General features: G+C 70.3%; 16 protein-coding genes and 1 tRNA gene. 7 read left to right on the top strand and 10 right to left on the bottom strand.

Going from position 1 to position 18,713, the window contains the following annotated elements:
* Positions 1 to 121 precede the first annotated feature (121 nt).
* The gene (gene clpB / locus ACIA5F_RS00370; protein WP_399347503.1) at positions 122 to 2,722 is read right to left on the bottom strand and encodes an ATP-dependent chaperone ClpB; all 2,601 of its coding nucleotides are present in this window, start codon (positions 2,720 to 2,722) and stop codon (positions 122 to 124) included.
* A 188-nt stretch (positions 2,723 to 2,910) separates the two neighbouring features.
* On the opposite strand from clpB, the gene ACIA5F_RS00375 reads away from it, so the two are divergent.
* Positions 2,911 to 3,324: a pyridoxamine 5'-phosphate oxidase family protein gene (locus ACIA5F_RS00375; protein WP_399347505.1), complete on the top strand. Its 414-nt coding sequence runs from the start codon at positions 2,911 to 2,913 to the stop codon at positions 3,322 to 3,324.
* Positions 3,325 to 3,855: 531 nt separating this feature from the next.
* Here the strand turns inward: ACIA5F_RS00375 and ACIA5F_RS00380 are convergent.
* Both ACIA5F_RS00380 and ACIA5F_RS00385 read right to left on the bottom strand, forming a co-directional pair.
* Positions 3,856 to 4,170, bottom strand: a complete 315-nt coding sequence (locus ACIA5F_RS00380; protein WP_399347507.1) for a (2Fe-2S)-binding protein — start codon at positions 4,168 to 4,170, stop codon at positions 3,856 to 3,858.
* Positions 4,167 to 4,493 carry a hypothetical protein gene (locus tag ACIA5F_RS00385; RefSeq protein WP_399347509.1) on the bottom strand — a complete coding sequence of 109 codons (327 nt, stop codon included), beginning with the start codon at positions 4,491 to 4,493 and terminating at the stop codon, positions 4,167 to 4,169. The genes ACIA5F_RS00380 and ACIA5F_RS00385 overlap by 4 nt, the downstream gene beginning before the upstream one ends.
* A gap of 162 nt (positions 4,494 to 4,655) precedes the next feature.
* Between ACIA5F_RS00385 and ACIA5F_RS00390 the strand changes: the two genes are divergently transcribed.
* Both ACIA5F_RS00390 and ACIA5F_RS00395 read left to right on the top strand, forming a co-directional pair.
* A complete protein-coding gene (locus ACIA5F_RS00390; RefSeq protein WP_399347511.1) occupies positions 4,656 to 5,678 on the top strand; it encodes a helix-turn-helix transcriptional regulator in 1,023 nt (340 codons plus the stop codon).
* Positions 5,679 to 6,084: 406 nt separating this feature from the next.
* Positions 6,085 to 6,693 (top strand): hypothetical protein, encoded by a 609-nt coding sequence (locus ACIA5F_RS00395; protein WP_399347513.1) that lies wholly within the window; start codon positions 6,085 to 6,087, stop codon positions 6,691 to 6,693.
* Positions 6,694 to 6,832: 139 nt separating this feature from the next.
* Here the strand turns inward: ACIA5F_RS00395 and ACIA5F_RS00400 are convergent, their stop codons facing one another.
* From ACIA5F_RS00400 to dnaK, 4 genes are read right to left on the bottom strand one after another with little or no spacing between them, the layout of a single operon-like run.
* Entirely contained in the window at positions 6,833 to 7,297 is a 465-nt protein-coding gene (locus ACIA5F_RS00400; RefSeq protein WP_399347515.1) for a heat shock protein transcriptional repressor HspR, read from the bottom strand.
* Positions 7,298 to 7,299: 2 nt separating this feature from the next.
* Complete coding sequence (dnaJ, locus tag ACIA5F_RS00405) at positions 7,300 to 8,493, bottom strand: molecular chaperone DnaJ (protein ID WP_399347517.1); 1,194 nt, start codon at positions 8,491 to 8,493, stop codon at positions 7,300 to 7,302.
* A gap of 39 nt (positions 8,494 to 8,532) precedes the next feature.
* The gene (gene grpE / locus ACIA5F_RS00410) at positions 8,533 to 9,192 is read right to left on the bottom strand and encodes a nucleotide exchange factor GrpE (RefSeq protein WP_399347519.1); all 660 of its coding nucleotides are present in this window, start codon (positions 9,190 to 9,192) and stop codon (positions 8,533 to 8,535) included.
* Positions 9,192 to 11,036 carry a molecular chaperone DnaK gene (gene dnaK / locus ACIA5F_RS00415; protein ID WP_399347521.1) on the bottom strand — a complete coding sequence of 615 codons (1,845 nt, stop codon included), beginning with the start codon at positions 11,034 to 11,036 and terminating at the stop codon, positions 9,192 to 9,194. Before dnaK ends, grpE begins: the two co-directional genes overlap by 1 nt.
* A gap of 195 nt (positions 11,037 to 11,231) precedes the next feature.
* On the opposite strand from dnaK, the gene ACIA5F_RS00420 reads away from it, so the two are divergent.
* From ACIA5F_RS00420 to ACIA5F_RS00430, 3 genes are all read left to right on the top strand, one after another.
* Positions 11,232 to 11,870 (top strand): sugar transferase, encoded by a 639-nt coding sequence (locus ACIA5F_RS00420; RefSeq protein ID WP_399347523.1) that lies wholly within the window; start codon positions 11,232 to 11,234, stop codon positions 11,868 to 11,870.
* A 140-nt stretch (positions 11,871 to 12,010) separates the two neighbouring features.
* Positions 12,011 to 14,431 carry a heterodisulfide reductase-related iron-sulfur binding cluster gene (locus ACIA5F_RS00425; protein ID WP_399347525.1) on the top strand — a complete coding sequence of 807 codons (2,421 nt, stop codon included), beginning with the start codon at positions 12,011 to 12,013 and terminating at the stop codon, positions 14,429 to 14,431.
* Between the two features lie 240 nt (positions 14,432 to 14,671).
* Positions 14,672 to 15,592: a Yip1 family protein gene (locus tag ACIA5F_RS00430; protein ID WP_399347527.1), complete on the top strand. Its 921-nt coding sequence runs from the start codon at positions 14,672 to 14,674 to the stop codon at positions 15,590 to 15,592.
* Between the two features lie 160 nt (positions 15,593 to 15,752).
* On the opposite strand, the gene ACIA5F_RS00435 is transcribed toward ACIA5F_RS00430, so the two are convergent.
* A complete protein-coding gene (locus ACIA5F_RS00435; protein ID WP_399347529.1) occupies positions 15,753 to 16,250 on the bottom strand; it encodes a phosphoribosyltransferase in 498 nt (165 codons plus the stop codon).
* Positions 16,247 to 16,834, bottom strand: coding sequence for a dCTP deaminase (dcd, locus tag ACIA5F_RS00440; protein ID WP_399347531.1), 588 nt, complete (start codon positions 16,832 to 16,834; stop codon positions 16,247 to 16,249). Before dcd ends, ACIA5F_RS00435 begins: the two co-directional genes overlap by 4 nt.
* Before the next feature lie 515 nt (positions 16,835 to 17,349).
* Here dcd and ACIA5F_RS00445 point away from each other — a divergent pair.
* Positions 17,350 to 17,420, top strand: a tRNA-Gly gene (locus ACIA5F_RS00445).
* Positions 17,421 to 17,775: 355 nt separating this feature from the next.
* On the opposite strand, the gene ACIA5F_RS00450 is transcribed toward ACIA5F_RS00445, so the two are convergent.
* Positions 17,776 to 18,654 (bottom strand): methyltransferase domain-containing protein, encoded by an 879-nt coding sequence (locus ACIA5F_RS00450; RefSeq protein WP_399347533.1) that lies wholly within the window; start codon positions 18,652 to 18,654, stop codon positions 17,776 to 17,778.
* Between the last annotated feature and the right edge of the window lie 59 nt (positions 18,655 to 18,713).

An 18,713-nucleotide genomic window follows, 5' to 3' on the forward strand; every position in this document is an offset into this window, starting at 1 on the left:
CTTGTGAGCATGTGAATGGTTGTTTCACGCGTGAAACAACCATAGCCAGGTTGCTCCGTCCATGGAAGGAAGTTCTCCTTCCATGGACGGAAGGACGAGCCCTCCGGCCGCAGCGGCGCGCCTACGGGGCCTTGCCGACCAGGAGGTCTTCGCCCGAGACGTCGACGCGGACGGTGTCGCCGTCCTTGACCTCGCCGGAGAGGATCTCCTTGGCCAGGCGGTCGCCGATGGCCGTCTGGATCAGGCGGCGCAGCGGGCGGGCGCCGTAGGCCGGGTCGTTGCCCTTGTCGGCGAGCCAGGCCAGGGCCGCGGGGGTGACGTCCAGGGCCAGGCGGCGGTCGGCGAGGCGCTTGGCCAGGAGGCCGATCTGGAGCTCCGCGATGTGGGCGAGCTCGGCCCCGGAGAGGGCGGAGAAGACCACCAGGTCGTCCAGGCGGTTGAGGAACTCGGGCTTGAAGGAGGCCCGCACCACCTCCAGGACCCGGCGCTCCTTCTCCTCGGCCGAGGTCAGGGGGTCGACCAGGCCGTGCCCGCTCAAAAACTGGCTGCCCAGGTTGGAGGTCAGGATCAGGATGACGTTGCGGAAGTCGACGGTCCGGCCCTGGCCGTCGGTGAGACGGCCGTCGTCCAGGACCTGGAGCAGGACGTCGAAGACCTCGGGGTGGGCCTTCTCGACCTCGTCGAGCAGGACCACGCTGTACGGGCGGCGGCGGACGGCCTCGGTGAGCTGGCCGCCCTCCTCGTAGCCCACGTACCCGGGCGGGGCGCCGACCAGGCGGGCCACCGAGTGCTTCTCGCCGTACTCCGACATGTCGATGCGGACCATGGCCCGCTCGTCGTCGAAGAGGAAGTCGGCGAGCGCCTTGGCCAGCTCCGTCTTGCCCACGCCGGTGGGGCCGAGGAAGAGGAAGGAGCCGGTCGGGCGGTCCGGGTCGGCGATCCCGGCGCGGGTGCGGCGCACGGCGTCGGAGACGGCCCGCACGGCCTCGCCCTGGCCGATCAGGCGGCGGCCCAGCTCGTCCTCCATGCGCAGCAGCTTCTGCGTCTCGCCCTCCAGGAGCCGGCCCGCCGGGATGCCGGTCCAGGCGCCGACCACGTCCGCGATGTCGTCGGGGCCGACCTCGTCCTTGACCATCGTCCCCTTGGACGCCTCGGCCTCGGCCTCGGCGGCCTCCGCCAGCTCGCGTTCCAGCGCCGGGATCTCCCCGTAGAGGAGCTGCGAGGCGGAGTCGAAGTCGCCGTCGCGCTGGGCCCGCTCGGCCTGGCCGCGCAGGTCGTCCAGGCGTTCCTTGAGCTCGCCGACGCGGTTGAGGGACTGCTTCTCCTTCTCCCAGCGGGCGGTGAGGCCGCGCAGCTCCTCCTCACGGTCCGCGAGGTCCTTGCGGAGCTTGTCGAGGCGTTCGCGCGAGGCCGGGTCGGACTCGTTCTTGAGCGCCATCTCCTCCATCCGCAGCCGGTCCACCGAGCGCTGGAGCTCGTCGATCTCCACCGGGGAGGAGTCGATCTCCATGCGGAGCCGGGAGGCGGCCTCGTCGACGAGGTCGATGGCCTTGTCGGGCAGGAAGCGGGAGGTGATGTAGCGGTCGGAGAGGGTCGCGGCGGCGACCAGCGCGCTGTCGTTGATGGCGACCTTGTGGTGGGCCTCGTAGCGGCCCTTGAGCCCGCGCAGGATCGCGATGGTGTCCTCCACCGTGGGCTCCGCGACCAGCACCTGCTGGAACCGCCGCTCCAGCGCCGGGTCCTTCTCGATCCGCTCGCGGTACTCGTCGAGCGTGGTCGCGCCGACCATGCGCAGCTCGCCGCGGGCCAGCATGGGCTTGAGCATGTTGCCCGCGTCCATGGAGGAGTCCCCGCCGGCGCCCGCGCCGACGACGGTGTGCAGCTCGTCGATGAAGGTGATGACCTGGCCGTCGCTGGCCTTGATCTCCGCCAGGACGGTCTTGAGCCGTTCCTCGAACTCGCCCCGGTACTTGGCGCCCGCGACCATCGCGCCGAGGTCCAGGGAGACCAGCCGCTTGTTCTTGAGCGACTCGGGCACGTCGCCCTTGACGATGCGCTGCGCCAGGCCCTCGACCACCGCCGTCTTGCCGACGCCGGGCTCGCCGATGAGCACCGGGTTGTTCTTCGTGCGGCGCGAGAGGACCTGGACCACGCGGCGGATCTCCTGGTCGCGGCCGATCACCGGGTCGAGCTTGCCCTCACGTGCGGCGGCCGTGAAATCGGTGCCGAACTTCTCCAGGGCCTTGTACTGGCCCTCGGGGTCGGGGGTGGTCACCCGGCGTCCTCCTCGTGCGTTCTCGAAGGCGGCCAGCAGCTTCTGCGCGGTCGCGCCCTGGGCGGAAAGGAGCTCACCGGCCGCGCCGCCCCGGGCGGCGAGGGCGATGAGCAGGTGTTCGGTGGAGAGGTAGTCGTCCCCGAGCCGCCCGGCCTCGGCATCGGCCTCGGCGAGTACGGCGAGCAGCTCACGGGTGGGCTGCGGGGGCGCGACCGTGGAGCCGGTGACGCTGGGCAGCGCGGCGAGCAGCCGGTCCGCGCCCTCGCGCACGGCCACCTGGTCGGCGTCGGTGGCGACGAGGAGGTCGGTGAGGTTCTCGTTGTCCTCCCCGGCGAGCAGGGCCAGCAGCAGGTGGGCGGGGGTCAGGTCCGCGTGCCCGTCCTTGACGGCCCTGCTGGTGGCGGCGTTGAGCGCGTCCCGGCTCCTGTTGGTCAGCTCGGCGTCCACGGGTGACTTCTCCTCTCCGGCGGGGTGACAGAACTCCCCGGGTTTCCTGTGTTCCCTGCGTTCCCCGTGTTCCCGGGGGGAACAGTTCTGAGGCACTCTGAAGAATTCTGACAACGAAAGCATATGCAAAGTTGAGTCTATGCCACTCAAGGGACAGTTTCACGCCGTCGCGCCGTACCCTTCGGGCCATGTCCCATGACGTACTCAACCCGACGCCCGAGTACCTCGCCTTCTGGCGGGAGCGCCACATCTGCACGCTGACCACCCCACGCCCCGACGGGACCCCGCACGTGGTGCCGGTCGGGGTGACCTACGACCCGGAGGCCGGCCTGGCCCGGGTGATCAGCAACCGGCACAGCAGGAAGGTCCGCAACATCCTGCTGTCCCGGGCGGAGCACCCGCAGGGGGCGCGGGTCGCGGTCTGCCAGATGGAGGGACGCCGCTGGGCGACCCTGGAGGGGCGCGCGGTGGTCCGTACGGACGAGGCGGCCGTCGCCGACGCGGTGGCGCGCTACGCGGAGCGGTACGGGCGGACGCCCTCGCCCAACCCGGACCGGGTCGTCCTGGAGATCACCCTGGACCGGGCCATGGGCCGCGCCTGAGCGGCAGCGCCGGCACCAGCACCGTTGGGGCCGCGCCCGGGCGGGGTCGAAGGGCGCCGGACGGATGCCGGACGGGCACTGGACGGGCACTGGAGGCCCGGCGGCGGCCGGACCGTCACCCGGGGGCGCGCGGGGCGGGCTCCAGGGGGCGCGCAGGGGCCATCAGGGGCGCGCGGGAGCACGTACGGGCGGGGAAGGGCGGAGGGGGCCGCACGGCCGCCCACGGGGCCGGTACGGGCTCCGGACGGGGGCCGCACGGCGGGCCCCTGACGGGGGCCGGGACAGGAACCGGGCGGGCGGGGCGCGCCCGGCGGAAGGGCCGGGGGGCCGCTACCGGGCGGGAGAGCGCCCGCGCCCGGCGGACCGGGGCTCCCGAAGAAGCAGCCGGGGCTCCCGAAGAAGTTCGGTTTTCATCTTGTCCGGTCAGCTACTGGACGCGGACATCACAGCGGCGCCATCGTGGTCAGGTCCACGATGGCGCCGCTGTGTGGGGGAAGCACCTGAGCGATCTGCGACGACGGGGGAATCGCTTCAGGCACTGCGGGGGGTGGCGGTGGTGATGTCGGGTTCGAAGAGCTGGTGATCGCGCTGATCAAGATTGACGAAGACCATTCCGTAGCGCACCTCGCAGCGGACGGGCTGCGGCGCGCCCCGCGGGCGGCGCAGGCACCGGTAGGCACGTACGTCCTCGTCCTCCTCGCGCACGACGACGATCGGTTGACCGAACAGGGTGACCATCAGGGAGTCGCCCGGGTAGGGGATCGCCGTGGTCAAGTCGATGAACTGCCATCCGGACCGGTAGGCGGAGGCCATTTCGCGGCGGAAACCGCGGTCGTCGGGGGTCATGCGCCGACGGTCTTCCCACCCGTGCCCCAGCCGCTGTCGGACTCGGCGCCGACCGGCTCACCGCTCGCACGGGCGTCCGTGGGAGCCGATCCCCAGCCGCTGTCGCCCGGGCCGAAGCCCCAGCCGCTGTCGTCGCCGTCGTCACCGTCGCCACTGGCCCGGACACTGCCCCAGCCACTGTCATCGCCGGGTGATCCCCAGCCACTGTCGTCACCGGTGACACCGGCACCCCAGCCGCTGTCGGCAGGCGCGCTGCCCCAGCCACTGCCCACGAGCGAGATTCCACCGACAGCAGCAGCCGTAGAGAGAGCAATGGCAGCCACCGAGCGAAGCAATTTCTTGTACATGGTCGACGTTGTCCTCACTTGATGGATTCCTCTCCCCCGCATCTCAGACGATGACTTATCGAGCCACGTCATTGCCACTGTGGCGATGCATCATGTTCCTGTACATGCAGGACCCTGGGGGTGGGAGATTTGCCGATTATGCGTATAAACCAGACACATCCCCATGCGGTGACGGACCTGTGCGACCTCGGAGCCGAGCTGTACGCAAGTGCGCTCAGCTCCGGTCGAATCGCCCGTGAAGAGGTCGACCAGACACCCTGCCTGCTGGAATTTGCCCTGCTGCACCCCGATCCGGACGACGACAACTGGCTCCGTCCGGTTCCCCCCTCGGTGGCACTGGCCCAACGCCTGCACCCCCTCGAACGGGAGATCCTGCAGCGCCGGCGCTCCTCCATAGAGCTGGCCGAAACGTTTGAGCCATTCATGGCCCTCAGCGCCCTCACTCCTGCCCCCACCCACGCGATCACCGTGCTGGAGGGATTCAACAGGATCAACGCGGCCCTCAACGTGGCCACCGCCGAGTGCCAGGCCGAGATGCTGACCATCCAGCCGGGCGGCGGGCGCGCCGAGCACATCCTCAACCAGGCGATCGAGCGCGACCAGCCGCTCATCCGGCGCGGGGTGAGCATGCGCACCCTCTACCAGCACACCGTCCGGCACAGCCGCGGCACGATGGCCTACGTCGACCGGATGGCCAGCGGCAAGGTCGAGATCCGCACGCTGGAGGAACTCGTCGAGCGGCTCATCATCTGCGACGAGTCGGTCGCCTTCATCCCCGCCAGCGACGATCAGCAGATCGCCCTGGAGCTGCGGCACCCGGCGCTCGTCCGCTACCTGGTCCGCGTCTTCGAACAGCTCTGGCGGCGGGCCACCCCGCTCAACGAGCAGATCCCCTACGACCCGACCCCCTCGGGCATCTCGGGCGTGCAGCGCTCCATCGCCCAGCTCCTGGTGGAGGGCCACGTGGACGAGGCCATCGCGCGCCGGCTGGGGATGAACGTACGCACCTGCCGCGCCCACATCGCCAAGCTGGCCACCGCCCTCGGCAGCGGCAGCCGCGCCCAGCTCGGCTACCTCATCGCCCAGTCGGGCATCCTGGGCCGCGTCTCGGGCCCGGCCCTGGAACCCCGGTCCGACCCGGACGGGGAGCTGCGTTTCTGACCCAGAGTCAGGAAACCGGGTCCCGTACGGGTGGGTGCGCGGGCCCGTAGGGGTGTCCGTACGGCCCTGTACGGGTCCTGTACGGGTGGGCGCGCGAGCCGGACCGCCCTGGTGCGCGGGCCCGGCGGCGCGGGTGCGCGGGCCCGGCGGCGCGGGTGCGCGGGCCCGGCGGCGCGGGTGCGCGGGCCCTGCCCGGGTGCCACCGAATGGCTGAAACCGTACCCTCGCGCGAGCAGCTTCTCCGGCGCCCCGGCCGCCTGTCCGTACCCCGTGCGTCCGGGTGTTTCGCGCACCGGGACCGCGTGGTGGACGGAACCCAGGCGTTTGTCTGCATTAACTCCCTTTTGCTAATGGCCGGGGCAATTCGGCTGAACAAGTTGATACTGCACGATTGGAGCACGCATAGATGCGTGGTTACTCCGGTGGTCTGCGCGTGCGTGCGCCGGCTGTCACCGCTGCGATGCTGGGAGCGCAGGCGACGGCGACGGCGACGGCGATGAACATCGCCGCGCCGACCGCGCACACGGCGACCCCGGGCACGCCCGGCGTACCCCAGGCGCCGACCGTCGTCTACGCCGAGAACTTCGAGAACAAGGTGAACGGGGCGGCCGATCCCACGGTCAACCATGCGGTCTCCGCTTACACGGACGGCGCGAACCCGGGTACGAACAAGGTCGAGTTCCAGACCGTGAAACCAATTCCACTGACGATGACGAACCGGTACATCAGCTTCTCGGTCGACGCGGCGGCCAACGGCTGTACGTCTTCCGCGCCGCTGCTCCAGCTTCTCTCTGACGGGCAGCGGGCCGGACATTGCGACCTTCACCACGCCGATCAACCCATGTACCGACCCGAGGGCGCAGACCTACCCCAGCAGCGCGGGCAGCCCCATCAGGGCCGGGTCGTTCCCGAGCAACGGCTCCGTGCTGTTCAGCGGGACCTCCCTCGGCGTGAAGACGAAGCGGCCCCCACCCGGCCCCCATCCGGCCCGCACACTGACCGCGCAGCACACTGACCGCGCCGCCCCCCGGCTGACCGGCCCAGCCGCGCGGCGAACCGGCCCGACCCGCCCCACGCAGTCGGTCCCCGTCGCCGGAGCGACGGGGACCGACGGGTGCGCGGGTGGTACCCGGGTGGTGCGAGGCGGGCGGGGTTCAGTCCATCGGGCGCTTGGGGCGCCAGACGACCAGGGCGTTGCCCGGACGCGGCGGCTGGTACGGGACCAGGTCGCGCCGGTACGAGGCGTGCACCTGGGCCTCGCGGGCCTGGAGCGTGGCCGCCGCGCCGTCCACCGCCGCCGAGAGCTCGGCCACGCGCTGCTGGAGCGCGGCGACCTGGTTCTCCAGCTCGATGATCCGCTTGATGCCCGCCAGGTTGATGCCCTCGTCCTGGGAGAGCGCCTGCACCGCGCGGAGCAGCTCGATGTCACGGGCCGAGTAGCGCCGGCCGCGCCCGGCCGTACGGTCCGGGGAGACCAGGCCGAGACGGTCGTACTGGCGCAGCGTCTGCGGGTGCAGACCGGAGAGCTGGGCGGCCACCGAGATCACGTAGACCGGGGTCTCGTCGGTGAGCTGGTACGCCCCGTTGCCGAAACGGGGCTGCTTGCGGCGGCCGTCCATCGTCAGGCTCCCTTCGCGGACTCGAACAACGTGGCGCGCGGGTCCTCGGACGCCGTGGCGTCGCGGTAGGTCTCCAGTGCTTCCCGGGCCTTGTCGGACAGCTCCGCCGGGACGGCGATCTCCACCGTCACCAGCAGGTCGCCACGGGTGCCGTCCTTGCGGACCGCACCCTTGCCGCGGGCCCGCATCGTCCGCCCGCCCGGGGTGCCCGGCGGAAGTTTCAGCGTCACCGACGGGCCGGCCAGGGTCGGGACCCTGATGTCGGCGCCGAGGGCCGCCTCCGCGAAGGTCACCGGCACGGTCACCGTCAGGTTGTCGTCCTTGCGGCCGAAGACCGGGTGGCTGTCGACGTGCACGACGACGTAGAGGTCACCGGCGGGGCCGCCGCGCTCGCCCGGGGCGCCCTTGCCGCGCAGCCGGATGCGCTGCCCGTCCGAGACGCCCGGCGGGATGCGCACCTGCATGGTGCGGGAGCTGCGGGCCCGGCCGCTGCCCTTGCAGACGTCGCAGGGGGTCTCGGCGATCAGGCCGCGGCCCTTGCAGTCCGCGCAGGGGTCGGTCAGCGAGAATCCGCCGCCGCTGCCCCGCGAGACCTGGCCGGTGCCGACACAGGTCGGGCAGACGCGCGGGGTGCCGTTCTTGTCGCCGGTGCCCGCGCACGCCTTGCAGGGTGCCTGGGAGGACATCCGGAGCGGGACCGTGGCCCCGTCCACCGCCTCCGTGAAGGAGAGGGTGACCTCCGACTCGATGTCCTGGCCCCGGCGCGGCTGGACCCGGGTCCCCTGACCGGCGCCGGGACCGGCGCCGCGGTTGAACAGGCCGCCGAAGACGTCGCCCAGGCCGCCGCCGAAGCCGCCGGCCTGGCCGCCGCCCTGCTGGGCGCCGCCGAAGAGGTCGCCCAGGTCGAAGTTGAAGGAGCCGCCGCCGCCCCCGCCCGGCCCGGCACGGAATCCTCCGTTGCCGAACAGGGCGCGGGCCTCGTCGTACTCCTTGCGCTTCTTGGCGTCACCGAGGATGTCGTTCGCCTCGGAGATCTCCTTGAACCGCTCCTCGGCCGAGGTGTCGCCCTTGTTGGCGTCCGGGTGGAACTCGCGGGCGAGCTTCCGGTACGCCTTCTTGATCTCGGCCTCGGTGGCGTCCTTCGGGACACCGAGGACCTTGTAGTAGTCCTTCTCCACGAAGTCCTTCGTGCTCATCCCCGGTGTCCCTCCTTCCGTGCCGTCACGTGAGGTGCGTCAGCCCTTGTCGGGGGCATCCGCGTCCTTGTCCGACGGGGCCTCGCCGTCCGCGGACTCGGACTTGGCGGCCGTGCCCGGCTGGGGCTCGGCCACCGCGACCCGCGCGGGGCGGATGGTCCGCTCGCCGATCCGGTACCCCGGCTGCAGGATCGCCACACAGGTCGTCTCGGTGACGTCCGGCGCGTACGAGTGCATCAGGGCCTCGTGGATCGTCGGGTCGAAGGGCTCGCCCTCCTTGCCGAACTGCTGGAGGCCCATCTTGGCGACGACCGTCTCCAGCGATTCCGCCACCGACTTGAAGCCGCCGACCAGTTCGCCGTGCTCGCGCGCCCGGCCGACGTCGTCCAGGGTCGGGAGCAGCTCCGCCAGGAGCGAGGCGACCGCGATCTCCTTGACGGTGATCCGGTCCCGCTCCACCCGGCGGCGGTAGTTCTGGTACTCGGCCTGGAGCCGCTGGAGGTCCGCGGTGCGCTCGGAGAGCGCGGTACGGGCCTGGTCCAGCTGGGCCAGCAGGGCGGTGTCCTGTGCCGCGGAGTCCCCGGCCGGGGCCGCCGTCCCCTCCTCGGAGGGGTCGGCGGCCTTCGGCTCGGCGTCGTCGGGCGTGGCGCCGGCGGGAACTTCGGGCTTCTCGTCGAATCCCGGGGTCTCCTCCGGCATCAGGCCGCGCCACCCTTCGGCTTCTCGTCGTCGACGATCTCGGCGTCGACGACGTCGTCGTCGGCCTTGGCCTGCGCGCCGGCGTCACCGGTCGGCGCGCCACCGGCGGCCTGGGCATCGGCGTAGAGGGCCTGGCCGAGCTTCTGGCTGACCGCGGCGAGCTTCTCCGTCGCGGTGCGGATCTCCGCGGCGTCCTCGCCCTTGAGCTTGTCCTTCAGCTCGGTGACGGCCGTCTCGACCTCGCCCTTGACGTCGGCCGGGACCTTGTCCGCGTTGTCCGCGAGGAACTTCTCCGTCTGGTAGACGAGCTGCTCACCCTGGTTGCGGGACTCGGCGGCCTCCTTGCGGCGCAGGTCCTCCTCCGCGTACTGCTCGGCCTCCTGGCGCATCCGGTCGACCTCGTCCTTGCCGAGCGAGGAGCCGCCGGTGACGGTCATCTTCTGCTCCTTGCCCGTGCCGAGGTCCTTGGCCGTGACGTGCATGATGCCGTTCGCGTCGATGTCGAAGGAGACCTCGATCTGCGGGACGCCACGCGGGGCCGGCGGCAGGCCGGTCAGCTCGAACATGCCGAGCTTCTTGTTGTACGCCGCGATCTCGCGCTCGCCCTGGTAGACCTGGATCTGCACGGACGGCTGGTTGTCCTCGGCCGTCGTGAAGATCTCGGACCGCTTGGTCGGGATCGTGGTGTTGCGCTCGATGAGCTTGGTCATGATGCCGCCCTTGGTCTCGATGCCGAGGGACAGCGGGGTGACGTCGAGGAGCAGGACGTCCTTGACCTCGCCCTTGAGCACGCCCGCCTGGAGGGTCGCGCCGATGGCGACGACCTCGTCCGGGTTGACGCCCTTGTTGGCGTCCTGGCCGCCGGTCAGCTCCTTGACGAGCTCGGCGACGGCGGGCATCCGGGTGGAGCCGCCGACCAGAACGACGTGGTCGATCTCCTTCAGTGCGATGCCCGCGTCCTTGATGACGTTGTGGAACGGGGTCTTGCACCGGTCGAGCAGGTCCGCGGTGAGCTGCTGGAACTGCGAGCGCGTGAGCTTCTCGTCCAGGTGCAGCGGGCCCTCGGCGGAGGCCGTGATGTAGGGCAGGTTGATCGTGGTCTCCGTGGAGGAGGAGAGCTCGATCTTCGCCTTCTCGGCGGCCTCGCGCAGGCGCTGGAGCGCCATCTTGTCCTTGGCGAGGTCGACGCCGTGGCCGTTCTGGAACTGCTTCACGAGGTGGTCGACGACGCGCTGGTCCCAGTCGTCGCCACCGAGGTGGTTGTCACCGTTGGTGGCCTTGACCTCGACGACACCGTCGCCGATCTCCAGCAGCGAGACGTCGAAGGTGCCGCCACCGAGGTCGAAGACGAGAATGGTCTGGTCGTCCTTGTCGAGGCCGTAGGCCAGGGCGGCGGCCGTCGGCTCATTGACAATACGCAGGACGTTCAGGCCCGCGATCTCGCCGGCCTCCTTCGTCGCCTGGCGCTCGGAGTCGTTGAAGTAGGCCGGGACGGTGATGACCGCGTCCGTGACCTTCTCGCCCAGGTACGCCTCGGCGTCGCGCTTCAGCTTCTGCAGGATGAAGGCGCTCATCTGCTGCGGGTTGAAGTCCTTGCCGTCCAGGTTGATCTTCCAGTCGGTGCCCATGTGGCGCTTCACCGAGCGGATGGTCCGGTCCACGTTCGTGACCGCCTGGCGCTTGGCCACCTCGCCGACGAGGACCTCGCCGTTCTTGGCGAAGGCGACGACGGACGGCGTGGTCCTGGCGCCCTCGGCGTTGGTGATGACGGTGGGCTCGCCGCCTTCCAGAACGCTGACGACGGAGTTAGTGGTGCCCAGGTCGATGCCGACCGCACGTGCCATTTCGATTCCTCCAGCTGACTTGAGTGGAACAGACTCAAGGATGCAACAGAGCCGGAAAGGTGTCAACAGAGCTGAGTCGAGTCGACTCAATCTTTAGGCTGCCCTTACACGCAAGTACGCCGTGCGGGGGACGGCCCCGGCGCGGCCACCGCGCGGCGCACCGGGGCCGCCACCCGGGTGCGACACCGTTCCCGCATGCCGCCCCCGCTCCCCCCGCCCGCCCCCGCACCCACCGCACCCACCCCGGCCGTCCCCACCACCCCCGCTGTCCCCACTGCCCCTACCGCCCCTACCGCCCCTACCGCCCCTACCGCCCCTACCGCCCCCGCCGTCTTCCGCGCACCCACCCCACCGCACGCCAAACGGGCCCTCGACCTCACCGGCGCCCTGCTCCTGCTGACCGTCCTCGCGGCGCCGCTGCTGCTGGCCGCCGGGCTGCTGTACGTGACGCTGGGCGCGCGGGCCCTCGTACGGGAACCGGCGGCCGGGCTGGGCGGGCGGCCCTTCCGGACCTGGCGGCTGCGGACGGACACGGGCCCGGCGGGGGCGGCCGTGGAGCGGTGCGGTCTGGACGCGCTGCCGCAGCTCCTCAACGTGGTGCGGGGCGAGATGTCGCTGGTCGGGCCGCGCCCGGAGCCCCGTACGGACCGGCCCGAGCGGCTCCTCGTCCGGCCCGGGATGACCGGGCTGTGGCAGGTGAGCGACCGCTCGGACCTGCCGTGGGAGGAGATGGCCCTGCTCGACCGGCATTATGTGGAGCACCACTGGCTCGGGACGGATCTGGCGATCCTGGCGCGGACCCCGCGCGCGGCCTGCCGGCAGAGGTGGGCCTGAGCGGCCGAAGGCGGACCTGAGCGGACCTGAGCGACACAGATCACCGCGCGCTCGGCTACATTGCGGCGTCGGGAATGGGTAACCTCAAGCCTTGACTGCGTAAGTTACCGCTTAGTAAGTCCCGCCCGAGGAGCCCTCCCATGCAACTCGCCGCGATCATCGTGTCGCTGGTCCTGACCGTGATCGGCGTCGCGCTGCTCTCCCGAGCCGTGGCGCAGATCTACCGGTTCGTACAGCTCGGCCGGCCCGTACCGACGGGCAGCCGGACGAACGACCCGAAGGCCCGGACGATCACCCTGACCCGGGAGTTCCTCGGCCACAGCCGGATGAACCGCTGGGGCATCGTCGGCTTCGCCCACTGGTTCGTCGCGATCGGCTTCCTGACCCTGCCGCCGACGCTGGTGCAGGCGTACGGACAGCTCTTCCAGGCCGACTGGCTGCTGCCGATCGTCGGGAGCTGGCTCCCGTTCGAGTTCTACACCGAGTTCATCGGCGTGATGACGATCGTCGGCATCCTCGTCCTGATGGCGATCCGGCTGCTCAACCTGCCCTCGCGGGCCGGTCGCAAGTCGCGCTTCACGGGCTCGAAGTCCGGGCAGGCGTACTTCGTCGAGTACGTCATCCTCACCATCGGCCTCGCGATCTTGATCCTGCGCGGCCTTGAGGGCGCGATCCACCACGTGGACAGCTACGAGCCCGCGTACTTCGCCTCGTACCCGCTGGTCCTGGCCTTCAAGGGGATGTCGCTCGGCGCCCTCCAGAACGCCATCTACCTCACCGCGATGGTCAAGGTCGGCGTCTCGATGATCTGGATGATCGTCGTCTCGCTCAACACCAACATGGGTGTCGCCTGGCACCGCTTCCTCGGCTTCCCGAACATCTGGTTCAAGCGGAACGCGGACGGCGACGTCGCCCTCGGCGCCCTCCAGCCGATGACCAGCGGCGGCAAGGAGATCGACTTCGAGGACCCGGGCGAGGACGACGTCTTCGGCGTCTCCCAGGTCGAGCAGTTCTCCTGGAAGGGCATCCTCGACTTCTCCACGTGCACCGAGTGCGGACGCTGCCAGTCGCAGTGCCCCGCCTGGAACACCGGCAAGCCGCTCTCCCCGAAGCTCCTGATCATGTCGCTGCGCGACCACGCGCACGCCAAGGCCCCGTACCTGCTCGCGGGCGGCGGCAAGGACGCGGAAGGCAACGAGAAGGCGACGCCCGAGCAGCTCAAGGACGTCCCCGCCGCCGCTCTCGCCGAGGCCGAACGCCCGCTGATCGGGACGGCCGAGGAGAACGGCGTCATCGACCCGGACGTGCTGTGGTCCTGCACGACCTGCGGCGCGTGCGTGGAACAGTGCCCGGTCGACATCGAGCACATCGACCACATCGTCGACATGCGCCGCTACCAGGTGATGATCGAGAGCGCGTTCCCGTCCGAGGCGGGCACCATGCTCAAGAACCTGGAGAAGAAGGGCAACCCCTGGGGCCTGGCCAAGAAGGCGCGCGTCGAGTGGACCAAGGATGTCGACTTCGAGGTCCCGATCATCGGCAAGGACGCCGAGGACCTCTCGGAGTACGACTACCTCTACTGGGTCGGCTGCGCGGGCGCCCTGGAGGACCGGGCCAAGAAGACCACGAAGGCCTTCGCCGAGCTGCTGAACATCGCGGGCGTCAAGTTCGCGATCATGGGCGGCGACGAGAAGTGCACCGGCGACTCCCCGCGCCGCCTGGGCAACGAGCCGCTCTTCCAGCAGCTCGCCCAGGAGAACGTGGCCATGCTGAACATGGCCTTCGGCGAGGACGACGAGGACCCGGCGACGAAGAAGCCGAAGGCGGCGAAGCGGATCGTCTCGACCTGCCCGCACTGCTTCAACACCATCGCCAACGAGTACCCGCAGCTGGGCGGCGACTACGAGGTCATCCACCACACGCAGCTGCTCCAGCACCTGATCGACGAGGGCCGGCTGCTCCCGGTCACGCCGGTCGAGGGCCTGATCACCTACCACGACCCGTGCTACCTGGGCCGCCACAACAAGGTCTACACGCCGCCGCGCGAGATCATGTCGGCCGTGCCGGGGCTGCGCCAGCAGGAGATGCACCGCCACAAGGAGCGGGGCTTCTGCTGCGGCGCGGGCGGCGCGCGGATGTGGATGGAGGAGCGGATCGGCAAGCGCATCAACAACGAGCGGGTCGACGAGGCCCTCTCCCTCAACCCGGACATCGTCTCGACGGCGTGCCCGTTCTGCCTGGTGATGCTCACCGACTCGGTGAACGGGAAGAAGAACGAGGGCCAGGCCAAGCAGTCCGTCCAGGTCGTGGACGTGGCCCAGCTGCTCCTGGAATCGGTCCGCGTCCCGGAGCCGGAGCCTGAGCCGGAGCCCGTGGCCGAGGCTGCGCCCGAGCCCGAGCCCGAGGCCGTGGTCGAGGCCGTGGTCGAGGTCGAGGTCACGGCGGAGCCGAAGGCGGACGCCGAGGCTGCGCCCGGGGCCGAGCCGGAGGCCGAGGCTCCGGCCGAGGCCACCACGAAGGACAAGGCCGAGGACAAGAACGAGGCCGCCCCGAAGCCCTAGCGGCCGGCGGAACAGCACGGCACCGGACCTCAGCGGCCGGTCCCCCGACCCGGGGGACCGGCCGTTTCCGCAGGTTCGGGCCTTCTCGCCGGTGTCCCCACAGGTGTTGCGGAGGGTGTTCCCGAGGGGCGGGACCCGCCTCTCGGGGTACCCCTAGGGGATGTCACAGGTCAGCCGCAAACGCCCCGTCTTCCGACCGCCCGTCCCCCGGAACCCGCCGGACCAGGTACGTTCGCTCACGTGGCTGGATTCAGGATCGGACGCGGCCGGGACAACAACCGCACCCCGCGACAACCCGCGCAACAACCCCCGCGGCAGCAGCCGTACGGTCAGCAGCAGCAACCGCCGCAGGCACCGTACGGCCAGCAGCCCTACCCTCCCGCCGGGCCTCCCCCGCAACAGCAGTGGCCTCAGCAGGCCGCCGGGGGCCACGGCGAGCCCGAGTACTTCGACCCGTACGGCCAGCAGCCCCAGGCGCGGCCCCCGTACGGCCACCCCCCGCAGGGGGCGCCCTCGTACGCGAACGACAACCCGGGGCACACCCAGGCGTTCGCGTACGGCGAGGACCTGTACCACCAGGGCGGCACCTACCAGGCGGGCGCGGCGGCGGCCCCGGCCGGACCGCGGCTGCCGTGGAAGGAGCTGTTCCGCGGCATCGTGACGCGGCCCGGCCAGACCTTCCTCCAGATGCGCGACCACGCCGTCTGGGCTCCCGCGCTGACCGTGACCTTCGTCTACGGCATGCTCGCGCTCTTCGGCCTCGACGACGCGCGCGCCGACGCCATCAACTCGACGTTCGCCAAGGCCGTCCCGATCGTCCTGAGCTCCGGCCTGGCCTTCGTCGTCCTCGGCCTGATCCTGGGCGCGGTCACGCACACCCTGGCCCGCCAGCTGGGCGGCGACGGCACGTGGCAGCCGACCGTGGGCCTGTCGATGCTGGTCATGTCCGTCACGGACGCGCCGCGCCTGTTCTTCGCCCTCTTCCTCGGCGGCGACAACATGGTGGTGCAGGTGCTGGGCTGGGTCACCTGGATCGCGGCCGGCGCGCTCTTCACCTCGCTGATGAGCAAGGTGCACGACCTGCCGTGGCCGAAGGCCCTGGGCGCGTCCGCGATCCAGCTGATCGCCGTCCTGTCGCTCATCAAGCTGGGCACGCTGTAACCCGCGTCCACAACCCGTCCACGGCCACGGATACGGACACCCGTACGGGGAGGGCCCGTCGCGCGAGATCCGCGCGACGGGCCCTCCCCGTATCCGTGGCCGTATCCGTACCGGCATTCCTACCGGTACCGGCGTTCCTGCCGGCATCCGTGGCCGTGACTCAGGCGTCGAGGACCTGGCCCTCGCGCTTCACCACGGGCGGCTCGACCGACCAGGGGAAATTGATCCACTCGTCGGTCTTCTTCCACACGTACTCGCACTTCACGAGCGAGTGGGACTTCTCGTAGATCACGGCGGAACGCACCTCGGCGACATGGCCCAGGCAGAAGTCGTGGACGAGCTTCAGCGTCTTCCCGGTGTCGGCCACGTCATCGGCGATGAGGACCTTCTTGTCGGTGAAGTCGATCGCCTCGGGCACGGGTGCCAGCATCACCGGCATTTCGAGCGTGGTCCCCACACCGGTGTAGAACTCGACGTTCACCAGGTGGATGTTCTTGCAGTCGAGCGCGTACGCCAGTCCGCCGGCGACGAAGACCCCGCCGCGGGCGATGCTCAGGATGATGTCGGGCTCGTAGCCGTCGTCGGCGACGGTCTGGGCCAGCTCGCGGACGGCGCGCCCGAAGCCCTCGTAGTTCAGGTTCTCGCGTACGTCGCTCATGCCTCGTGCCTCACCTGGGTACGGTGGAAGTTCTGGAAGGACCGCGAGGCCGTGGGCCCGCGCTGGCCCTGGTAGCGCGATCCGTACCGCTCGCTCCCGTACGGGAACTCGGCGGGGGAGCTGAGCCGGAACAGGCACAGCTGCCCGATCTTCATGCCCGGCCACAGCTTGATCGGCAGCGTGGCGAGGTTCGACAGCTCCAGGGTCACGTGGCCCGAGAACCCGGGGTCGATGAATCCCGCGGTCGAATGCGTCACCAGGCCGAGACGGCCCAGACTGGATTTGCCCTCCAGCCGGGAAGCGACGTCCTCGGGCAGCGAGATGACCTCGTACGTCGAGGCGAGTACGAACTCACCCGGATGCAGGATGAACGCCTCGTCGCCCTCGGGCTCGACCATTCTGGTCAGGTCGGGCTGCTCGACCGCGGGGTCGATGTGCGCGTAGCGGTGATTCTCGAACACCCGGAAAAACCGGTCGAGACGTACATCGATGCTGGAGGGCTGCACCATCGATTCCTCGAACGGGTCGATGCGAACCCGTCCGCTGTCGATCTCGGCCCGGATGTCTTTGTCAGAGAGAAGCACGTCCCGAGGATACGCAGAGCGCGCGGGCCACCCCCAATCGAGAGCGGCACCCCGCGCGCCTGGCCGCACGCGACGACCTGTCTCCGCACCCCTGCGGCTCACCCGCCACAGGGGCCCCGACCGGTCCCTACCGCTTGGGACCGCCCACCGGCACCGCGTGCCGCAGCCTCGCGCACCGTGGACAGCGCAGCAGCCGCCCGGGGCCGATCCGGCCGGCACCGAGATGCTGCAGCGGGAACGAGGCGGTGCTGAAAACATGCCCTTCGGCACAACGGACGACGGTGTGCTCCATCGAGTCCCTTTCCCCAACGAACCGTACTGCGACGAATCGCCACATTAGGGGATGAACAACACCCACTCCAGCCGCCGCTCCGCACCCTCACGTTACGCCCAACTCCCGCCCCCACGAACCCCGATGCCCCCGGAACACGACGACGACCCCGCGGCAAATTCACCGGGGGTCGATCATGAGGTAGAGTGAGCGACGATACGGCTCCAGGCCACTGGACCGCCACGCGGATGTAGTTTAATGGTAGAACATGAGCTTCCCAAGCTTATAGCGCGGGTTCGATTCCCGTCATCCGCTCAGATATGAAGCCCCAGGTCAGCGACCTGGGGCTTGTTTGTTGGCTGGACCTCTCTACCCTCGCCGCGCCCTCCGCGTGCCCCAACTTGCAGAAACGCGCCCTGCTCGGAGGGACTGTGGCTGCGTCGCCGCCAGGAGGACGCCCGATGGGGCCAGGTCCAGGGCCTGCGCTGCGCCGTCGAGCACCTCGGCAGCCTCCACCACGATGACTTCGAGTTCGCCGTACTCGGGCCTGTGCCCGAGGCAGGCTGCCCCCGGAGGCGGCCCCGGAATGTGGATCTCGGCGCGCGGAGGTCCGCTCACGCCGTCAGCGGTTCGGCCGCACGGGTGTCGTTCGTCCCGCCGATCACCCCCGTCACAGCGGTGAGTCGAGCTCAGCTGTGCGATCCCAGCGGCAGGTGAAGCGTCGGTCGGCGCTGCGGTAGCCGATCGTGACCGCGGAGGCGTGGGGCGGGCGGACGATGTACGAATGGCCCCAGTGCGTGAACGCCGCGGTGCGGTGGCTGCTGAGGGTCACGGCCGGGGACAGGGGCGCCTCGAAGTAGAGGTGCACGGCATTGGCCGGGGAGTCGCCGAGGGACAGCGTCCGGCTGAAGTCGGCTTCCGGTGTGGTGCCCAGGTCGTATTCGACGAGTGGCCGGGCCGGTCCGGCCGAGGTCGCGTCGGTCATCTTCGCGGTGATGATCTGGCTGCCCAGAGCATGCTCCGCCTGCGGCAGTACGGAGGCGAACGACATCCCGCCCGGCTGTTCCCGGGTGAACGCGCCGATGACGCTCGCGCGCAGAGCGTCCGCCTCCGGCGAGACGACCGGCTCCGCCAGAACGCGCAGCCGTGACGGGATGAAGGCCCGTATGCCGGGATAGCGCTGCCGCAGGGCGTGGGTCAGGCCCACGATGTTCTCCTCGGGTCCGAGGGACCCGATCGTTTCCGAGACGACGACGTCGGGGGGCGTGCCGATGTCGACCTGGACCGCATTGCCCTGGACGACTTCGACGCGGTCGAGGTCCGAGGCCCGCAAGGCCTGCTTCGCGAAGGAAGCGGTGTCCTCGAGGTACTCGACCGCGACGACCGTCCCCGCGGTCAGCTGCGAGGCCATGGCCGCGAGGATGCCCGTACCCGTTCCTGCGTCGAGGACCCGGTCCCCGTCTGCGATCACCTCCGCCATGGCGTCGTGGAACGCGGTCAGCCGCGTGGCGTCGGCGAGCATGCGTGCGTGGTGGTGAGCCTCGAACATCAGACGTCTTTCTTGGTTGGTTGTTCCGTGGGGACGTTGCGGTCCCCACCGGCGCTGGC

It is taken from the genome of Streptomyces sp. NPDC051567, from assembly GCF_044454165.1.
Classification (GTDB): domain Bacteria; phylum Actinomycetota; class Actinomycetes; order Streptomycetales; family Streptomycetaceae; genus Streptomyces.

What these genes read in the sequence shown, in the direction of transcription:
- grpE (WP_399347519.1), bottom strand. Translation starts at nt 9,192, where the DNA reads ATGCCGGAGGAGACCCCGGGATTCGACGAGAAGCCCGAAGTTCCCGCC.
- ACIA5F_RS00435 (WP_399347529.1), bottom strand. Translation starts at nt 16,250, where the DNA reads ATGAGCGACGTACGCGAGAACCTGAACTACGAGGGCTTCGGGCGCGCC.
- ACIA5F_RS00400 (WP_399347515.1), bottom strand. Translation starts at nt 7,297, where the DNA reads ATGGACGGCCGCCGCAAGCAGCCCCGTTTCGGCAACGGGGCGTACCAG.
- ACIA5F_RS00390 (WP_399347511.1), top strand. Translation starts at nt 4,656, where the DNA reads ATGCGTATAAACCAGACACATCCCCATGCGGTGACGGACCTGTGCGAC.
- ACIA5F_RS00420 (WP_399347523.1), top strand. Translation starts at nt 11,232, where the DNA reads ATGCCGCCCCCGCTCCCCCCGCCCGCCCCCGCACCCACCGCACCCACC.
- ACIA5F_RS00425 (WP_399347525.1), top strand. Translation starts at nt 12,011, where the DNA reads ATGCAACTCGCCGCGATCATCGTGTCGCTGGTCCTGACCGTGATCGGC.
- dnaK (WP_399347521.1), bottom strand. Translation starts at nt 11,036, where the DNA reads ATGGCACGTGCGGTCGGCATCGACCTGGGCACCACTAACTCCGTCGTC.
- dnaJ (WP_399347517.1), bottom strand. Translation starts at nt 8,493, where the DNA reads ATGAGCACGAAGGACTTCGTGGAGAAGGACTACTACAAGGTCCTCGGT.
- ACIA5F_RS00450 (WP_399347533.1), bottom strand. Translation starts at nt 18,654, where the DNA reads ATGTTCGAGGCTCACCACCACGCACGCATGCTCGCCGACGCCACGCGG.
- ACIA5F_RS00395 (WP_399347513.1), top strand. Translation starts at nt 6,085, where the DNA reads ATGCGTGGTTACTCCGGTGGTCTGCGCGTGCGTGCGCCGGCTGTCACC.
- ACIA5F_RS00375 (WP_399347505.1), top strand. Translation starts at nt 2,911, where the DNA reads ATGTCCCATGACGTACTCAACCCGACGCCCGAGTACCTCGCCTTCTGG.
- ACIA5F_RS00380 (WP_399347507.1), bottom strand. Translation starts at nt 4,170, where the DNA reads ATGACCCCCGACGACCGCGGTTTCCGCCGCGAAATGGCCTCCGCCTAC.